A 7,070-nucleotide genomic window follows, 5' to 3' on the forward strand; every position below is an offset into this window, starting at 1 on the left:
GGCGAGTGGGTCGTGGACCTGCGCAGCCGGGTCGCGTTCGCCGAGGGCCACGTCGCGGGGTCCTTCAACTTCGAGGCCGACGGCAAGATCGCCACCTACCTGGCCTGGATGATCCCGTGGGGCAAGCCCGTGACGCTGCTCGCCGAGTCCCCCGACCAGCTGGCCGCCGCCCAGCGCGAACTCGTCCGGGTCGGCATCGACCGGCCCGCTGCCGCCGCGACCGGTACACCGCAGGAATGGGTGCCCGAGGGCGGCAGCCCCGCCTCCTTCCCCCGCTCGACGTTCGCCGGCCTGGCCGAGCACGGCACGGACGACATCGTCGTCCTGGACGTACGGCGCGACTCCGAGCGAGCCGCCGGCTACATCGAGGGCTCCGTCCACATCCCGATCCACCAGCTGCACAAGCGGCTCGGCGAGGTGCCGGCCGGCACCGTCTGGGTGCACTGCGGAAGCGGGATGCGGGCCGCTATCGCCGCCTCGCTGCTGGACGCCGCGGGCCGTGACGTCGTGGCCGTCGACGACGGCTTCGATGCCGCAGAGCGTGCCGGGCTGACCGTCGTCACCGGCTGAGCCGACGCGACCGCCCCGCACCAGAACTTTCCGAGAGATTGTGTGATCTCCCGTCGTGGCGCGGACCGCGGCACCGCGGATGAGGCCCACCGGCGCACCCAGGGCCCCGACGCTGTGGCCGTACTGCTGGACGTACGCGAGCAAGTCGAGCGGAAGACCGTCCACGCGCCTGGGCAGTGCCTCGCCGTTCACGCGCCGCTGTCCCGGCTGGCCGCCGGCGAGGCACTGCCCAGCGTGGCTCGGGTACGGCCGCTGGTGGTGATCTGCTGCAGCGGACGCCGCTCGCAACAGGCCGCCGAGCTGCTGGCCGAACGCGGCGCCGACGCCGTCGGCGTGAAGGACAGTATGCGGCGTGGGCCGCTGCCGGTCGCCCGGTCGTCGACAAGACCGGGAACAACGGCTCTATAGCACGACTGCTCTGATCCCTCGCGCTCGCCACCGGTGCCGTCATCGGCCTGGCGCTCAGCGGCCTCGACGGAGGCGGCAGCGTCCTCGCCGTACGCTGACTTCAGAGGAAACTCAGAGCGTCGGCTGGCTGGTGCAGAGCGGTGTCCTGGGCTACACGATTGAACCGCCCGCCAGGTTTCCGAGACTGAGGAGTAACCCCCATGAACTTCTCACCCACACCGACGTTACGCAGCATGCGGTCCGGCGTGCAGGCCGCCTTCCGCCTGCTGACCGGTTTCCTCTTCGCCTGTCACGGCGCCGCATCCCTGTTCGGGGTTCTTGGAGGCGCCCACGGCGGCGGTACGGTCCCCGCTCTGCAGTGGCCCGGATGGTGGGCCGCGGTCATCGAACTGGTGGGCGGTGCCCTCGTAGCGCTGGGCGTGTTCACGCGGACGGCGGCCGTCATCTGGGCCGTCGCCGCCGAGGCGGGCCCTGGCAGGACCGTTACGGTCGTCGGAGACGGCGCCGTCGGCCTCATGGCCATCCTGGCGGCCAAGCAGCTGGGCGCCGAGCGGATCATCGCCATGTCCCGCCACCCCGAGCGGCAGAAGCTGGCCCGCTACTACGGCGCCACCGACATCGTCGAGGAACGCGGCGACGAGGGCATCGCGAAGATCAAGAAACTCACGGGCGGCCTCGGCGCGCACTCAGTCGTCGAGGCGGTCGGAACCCAGGAATCGTTCATGCAGGCCGTCGGCGCCACCCGCGGCGGCGGACACCTGGGCTACGTGGGCGTGAACTACGACGTGACCATCCCCGGGCATCGAGCTGTTCTTCGCCGGCATCTACACCCTCGGCGGCCCAGCCCCGGTACGCCGGTTCCTGCCCGACCTCATCCAGCTCATCTGGGACCGCAAGATCGACCCCGGAAAGGTCTTCGACCTCACCCTGCCCCTCGGCCAGGCGGCAGAGGGCTACAAGGCCATGGACGAGCGCCCTATGAGACAACAGCCCATGGGGCTTGAGGGCCGCTCCGCACCACAGTGGAGGAGCGGCCCTCAAGGGGCGGAACAGCCTTTGAGCTTGACCTCAGCCAGTGCCAGATCGGCGGAGGGTTGTCAGACCGAAGCGGACGATCACGTGAGGTCTCCCGCACCGGGTCTGTGGTGTCACGGTGCCTCGGCAAGGTAGTACCCAGGTCAGGCGGGGCCCCTCGAACAGCTCCTGCCGCAGTACCTGGTTCTCCGCCATCGCCTGGTGCAGGACGCCGACCAGCGCCTCGACATCGGCCCTGAGTCGACCAATCTCTGCGGCAGGCGATCGACCGGTCGATGGCCAACTTCCAGCCGGCCGGAGTCTCGGAGTGCGGCGGGATCACCTCATTCGCCCACGTCGGCACCTTCGTGCCGTCGTGCCCGTGCTCGCCGTGCCACCGCAGGTTCGCTCCACAGCTTTTCAAGGGCGCTGCCGGTCTCGTCGTCCGCGACCGTGGCGAGCGAACGCACCTCGCCGAGCCGTTGGTCTTGCCGAATCCGATCCCGTAATTGGTCATCGTCACCGGCAGTGGTGAGGCACACACCTCACCGGGGCAACTTGGCGGTTCATTCGGGGTGGGCGGCGATGACGTGGAGCATGGCGGTCTGCTCGGTGATGCCGAACAGGTGCATGGCTTGAGGGGGTCGGCGCCTTGCACCGGCCCGTACACCTTCGTGTGTGCGGGCCGGACCTGTCACTGATCCGGCCCGGCTCGGGCTGGAGGAACCCGAGGACGCGATGACCACCGCACCCATGCCGCCCGTCCCGCCGACCTCGCAGCGTGCTGCTGCGGCAGCCGGCCCCGCGGCGAGTCCTGCGGCAAGCCCCGCTCCCAGCCCCGCAGCCTTCGGCCGCCTGCTGACGGTTGTTGCTGATCAGACCCCTCGCCGGCCCGTCCCGGCCGGTTGCAACTCCTCTATCTCCCCTGTGGAACTGCTGCCAGGGCCGGCGCTGAGATCCGGGGCGAGGTCCTGCTCGCTCTCGCTCAGCTGCGCCTGGTCACGCCCCCACCTGCTCAAGGCGCTGCTGCTGCCGAACCAGCAGGGCACCGACTATGTTCGCCGCGCGCTGCGCAACCTGCGCGCTGAAGCCCTGGTCGGCTGGACCCACCGCGCTCAGCAGAGCTCCTGGTACTGCATCCCGCCGGTCTCGCCGAAGCCGCCGCTTCCGGTGTACTCCCGCCGAAGCCGGGGCGGACCACCGGGCGGCCCGCGGCCGCGAGGACGGGCTTGCGCGAGCACGCTCTCGCCCTGGTCGACGCTGTCATCGCCTTCCACCAGGCGGAGGCGGCCGACCAGTCCGACTGGCGACTCGAGGTCGCCCACCCCACCCCGGCTGGCTCTCTGGTCCCCGACGCCGTGGTCCTCCTGGACGACGGCCGCGGCGCGTTCGTGGAAATCGACCGCACGATGTCCTACAATCGTCTGATTGCCAAGCTGGAGCGCTACGACGCCTACCGTTCCGCGCCCCGACCGGACGCGGCAACGCCGCCCGTGCCCCGCGTAGCCACTGGCAGGAGACGTATGCCGGGCCTTCCCTTGAACGTCCCCTCCCGTCGCTGCTGTTCGTCTTCGCCCCCGCTCCGCGCCGCGCGGCTCCGGCCACTCGGGAAGCCGTCTTCCACGCGCGTGCCCGTCGTATTCCGAGCGTGGACTACCGGATCATCGTGGCGACCACGACCCTGGCGCGGCTGACCCGGCAGGGGCCTGACCAGCCGGTGTGGCGGGTGGTCGGCCAAGGCGAGGAACGCTGCTCGTTGCCTGCGTTGCCGACAACACGTTGAGCGCAGTGGGCCCGGCTCGGGATCCATGCACCCCGAGCCGGGCCCGCCGTCCGGACGGGGTTGTCGGTGGTGGCTGTAAAGCTGGAAGACGTGGACAACGACGACGAACAGCTGCTGCGTGGCCGGGTCTACGGCACCGACCCCGGCCACGCGGGCCCGCGTCCGGGCCAGACGTACGACGAGCTGGTCGGGGGACCGTTGGACGGGCTGTTGCTGGACGTCTCGGGCTGGACGCAGGACGAAATCGACACCGTCGTCTCCCTCCAGACCGAGCTGGGGCAGTTCGGTCCCGGCGGCCGCGCGCTGTACGACCCGCACCCCGGCGACCCGGGCCGCTTCGACTGGACCGGTGACAGCCCCTGGCCACAGCCCCGGACATGGGTCCGACCGCGATGTCGACCACCCCGACCCTCGGCCCGACCACGGCAGGATGGCTACTGCCTTGCAAAAGGGGCGGTGCTACGTGATCAAGGGGCCACCCAATGTCATGACGTCGTCAGTGCTTGAAGGAGTCCTTGGTCTCCTCCTTCGCGCCCCGCATCCTGCCCCGCGCTTCGAGGGCGGCGCCCTTTGCTGCGAGGGTTTCCTTGTGTACCGCGTGGGCCGTCTTCCGCACGATCTTTCCGGCGACTTGTTCGGCCTTTGCCTTGGCCTTCTCCCCGACACTCATCTCAGCACCTCCGCGGAGTCTCACTGGTCTCGTGCCCTTGAGGCAGTGGGCAAAACCATCCTGCGGAACGCGCCGATCGGGCACGGAAGACGCGAAGTCCGTCTCGCATGCCCGGCACATCACGAAGGTCCGGACATGAGTAGGCTCGCGCTATGTCCATTGGGTCCGCTATGTCGACTTCTTCAGTCTCTGCCGGGATTGGTATTGCGACGCGCTACCTGGACCTTGCCGGCGTCTTCGCGTGTGCCCTGCTGGGTGGCGCTGCGGCCCGTACGGCTGGCTTAGACCTGTTCGGATTCTTGGTAGTCGGCATCGTCTCCGGCCTGGGCGGGGGCATGATGCGGGATGTACTGCTGCAGCACGGTACCCCGGTCGCCCTGACGGACTACGCCTACCTACTGACCTCCTTCGCCGGCATCCTGATCGCTTTCCTCATCCGGGTCAGTGAACAGTCCTGGAATCGACTGTTCACCGCGCTTGATGCCGCGGTGATCGGGTTCTGGGCGGTCGCGGGAGCCAACAAGACGCTGACGGTCGGCCTGGGCTGGCTCCCGGCCGTCCTGCTGGGCACCCTTACCGCCGTCGGCGGTGGCGCCCTGCGCGACGTCGTCCTCGGCCGGATGCCCGCCGTTTTCGGCGGCAACGGCCTGTACGCCACCGTCGCCTTGGCGGTCGCCGCGGTCACCGTGCTCTGCTGGTACCTCGGCATCCCCGAGGTCGGTATCGGTCTGGGCATCGCCTTGGCCCTTGCCTTCCGGCTCACCGCCGTGCACTACGGCTGGAACCTTCCCGGTGGTCTGAACTGGCAGCCGCACTCGAACCTGGCCTCGCTCATGCGACGCCGCTCCCGTCCCGCCACCCGTCGCGGAGCGTCCGACTCGCGCAAGGACTCTTCATGACCGACCGTGCCCACATTGTGCTGGCCAGCCTGGGCGACATCCGCTTCGACCTCGAGGACCTGTACAAGGACCTGCACAGACATCCCGAACTTGGCCTGCGGGAGCACCGCACGGCAAAGAAGGCCTCCGATGCCCTGCGGGACCTTGGCTACGAGGTCACTGACGGCATCGGCGGCACCGGTGTGATCGGGGTTCTGGCCAACGGCGAAGGCCCGATCGTCATGGCCCGCGCCGATATGGACGCCCTCCCGGTGCGCGAGCAGACCGGCCTGCCCTACGCCTCCGTGGTCACCGCGACCGAAGACGACGGCACCGAGCAGCCTGTGATGCATGCCTGCGGGCACGATGTGCACGTGACCTGCCTGATCGGCTGCGCACGGCTGATGGCCCAGGCCAGGGAAGCCTGGCGAGGCACGTTCGTGGCGCTCTTCCAGCCCTCGGAGGAGAACGGCGACGGGGCCGATGCCATGATCAACGATGGTCTGACGTCCAAGTCGCCGCGACCCGACGTGGTCCTGGCCCAACACGTCCTGCCCTATCCAGCCGGCTATGTCGGCATTCGATCCGGGCCGTTCCTGTCGGCTGCGGACAACCTGCGCATCACAGTCCACGGCCGGGGTGCCCACGGGTCCATGCCTCAGGCCGCAGTGGACCCCGTCGTGATGGCCGCGATGATCGTCGTGCGCCTGCAGACCATCGTCTCCCGGGAACTGGCCGCCACCACCCCCGCCGTCGTCACCGTGGGCAGCATTCACGCCGGCACGGACCCCAACATCATCCCCGACAGCGCAGTCATCCAGCTCAACGTCCGTACGTACGACGACGCCTCGCGCACCAAGGTCCTCCGTGCGATCGAACGGATCGTCAAAGCCGAGTGCGAGGCGTCCCAGTCGCCGAAGGCACCCGAGATCGAGAAGACCGTCACCTTCCCGCCCACGGTCAACGACGAGGCCCCGACCCGGCGCGTCGCCGAGGCATTCGCGACCCACTTCGGCGACGACGCACACACCATCGACCTGCAGACCGCCAGCGAGGACATGAGCGAGATCCCCAAAGCGTTCGGCGTTCCCTACACGTACTGGGGCATCGGCGGTATTGACCCCGCCCTGTACAGCCACGCCGCCAAGAACGGCACCATCGCCCAGGACATCCCCGTCAACCACAGCCCCACCTTCGCCCCCGTCACCCAGCCAACCCTGGACACTGGCGTCAGCGCCCTGACCGTCGCAGCCCTCGCGTGGCTCGGCAGGTGACTGTGGTCTTGCAACGGCTTAGCCAGGAGCTGCCCGGTCGATCATGTGACTGTCACCTGGCCTGCTCGTTTTCACGGGTGTGCGGCGGGGAGAACGCGGTGATCTGGCGGATGCGGAGTGGGAGCGGCTGCGGCCGTTCCTACCGGTGAGCAACGGTCGGTGCGGGCGGTGGCCGGAAGTTCGCGGTGCCCCGTGCGGTGCCGCTGACCGACATGCCGGTCGCGCCGAGATACCTGCGTTCCATGATCTTCTCTTGCGTGCTTCGAAGATGCGGTTCGGTGAGGGGGGAAGAGTGCTCAGGTCGTGCGCCCACGCGGCGTGCACTCATCACGCCGCGTGGGCCGCGCGCCGATCGCCCGCCCGAGGCGATCTCCCCCGTCTACCTCTGATCTTGGCCAGTGCTCCGCCCTTCAGGGCGGGGGTGAAGGCCATCCTTGGGTCGGAGGCGCGGAGCGCCGGAGTGCTCTGCGCCT

At 69.2% G+C, this 7,070-nt stretch carries 5 protein-coding genes and 3 pseudogenes; 7 read left to right on the top strand and 1 reads right to left on the bottom strand.

The window, feature by feature from the left end:
- From ACFYX0_RS46025 to ACFYX0_RS46045, 5 genes and pseudogenes are all read left to right on the top strand, one after another.
- Positions 1–570, top strand: a 570-nt coding sequence (locus ACFYX0_RS46025; RefSeq protein WP_388981358.1) for a rhodanese-like domain-containing protein, incomplete at its 5' end; no start/stop codon positions are given.
- Positions 571–612: 42 nt separating this feature from the next.
- A pseudogene (locus ACFYX0_RS46030) lies at positions 613–992 on the top strand (rhodanese-like domain-containing protein).
- Positions 993–1,211: 219 nt separating this feature from the next.
- A pseudogene (locus ACFYX0_RS46035) lies at positions 1,212–1,953 on the top strand (zinc-binding dehydrogenase); the annotation flags it as partial.
- 1,172 nt (positions 1,954–3,125) lie between these two features.
- Complete coding sequence (locus ACFYX0_RS46040) at positions 3,126–3,686, top strand: replication-relaxation family protein (RefSeq protein ID WP_388981367.1); 561 nt, start codon at positions 3,126–3,128, stop codon at positions 3,684–3,686.
- 179 nt (positions 3,687–3,865) lie between these two features.
- Positions 3,866–4,135 (top strand): annotated as a pseudogene (locus ACFYX0_RS46045) (hypothetical protein); the annotation flags it as partial.
- A gap of 136 nt (positions 4,136–4,271) precedes the next feature.
- On the opposite strand, the gene ACFYX0_RS46050 reads toward ACFYX0_RS46045, so the two are convergent.
- A complete protein-coding gene (locus ACFYX0_RS46050; protein WP_365155771.1) occupies positions 4,272–4,445 on the bottom strand; it encodes a hypothetical protein in 174 nt (57 codons plus the stop codon).
- Between the two features lie 170 nt (positions 4,446–4,615).
- Between ACFYX0_RS46050 and ACFYX0_RS46055 the strand changes: the two genes are divergently transcribed.
- A complete protein-coding gene (locus tag ACFYX0_RS46055) occupies positions 4,616–5,344 on the top strand; it encodes a trimeric intracellular cation channel family protein (RefSeq protein WP_388981361.1) in 729 nt (242 codons plus the stop codon).
- Entirely contained in the window at positions 5,341–6,597 is a 1,257-nt protein-coding gene (locus ACFYX0_RS46060) for a M20 family metallopeptidase (protein ID WP_388981364.1), read from the top strand. Before ACFYX0_RS46055 ends, ACFYX0_RS46060 begins: the two co-directional genes overlap by 4 nt.
- The last annotated feature ends 473 nt before the right edge of the window (positions 6,598–7,070 follow it).

Source organism: Streptomyces sp. NPDC002573 (assembly GCF_042889625.1).
GTDB lineage: Bacteria > Actinomycetota > Actinomycetes > Streptomycetales > Streptomycetaceae > Streptomyces > Streptomyces gibsoniae.

What these genes read in the sequence shown, in the direction of transcription:
- ACFYX0_RS46055 (WP_388981361.1), top strand. Translation starts at nt 4,616, where the DNA reads ATGTCGACTTCTTCAGTCTCTGCCGGGATTGGTATTGCGACGCGCTAC.
- ACFYX0_RS46060 (WP_388981364.1), top strand. Translation starts at nt 5,341, where the DNA reads ATGACCGACCGTGCCCACATTGTGCTGGCCAGCCTGGGCGACATCCGC.
- ACFYX0_RS46050 (WP_365155771.1), bottom strand. Translation starts at nt 4,445, where the DNA reads ATGAGTGTCGGGGAGAAGGCCAAGGCAAAGGCCGAACAAGTCGCCGGA.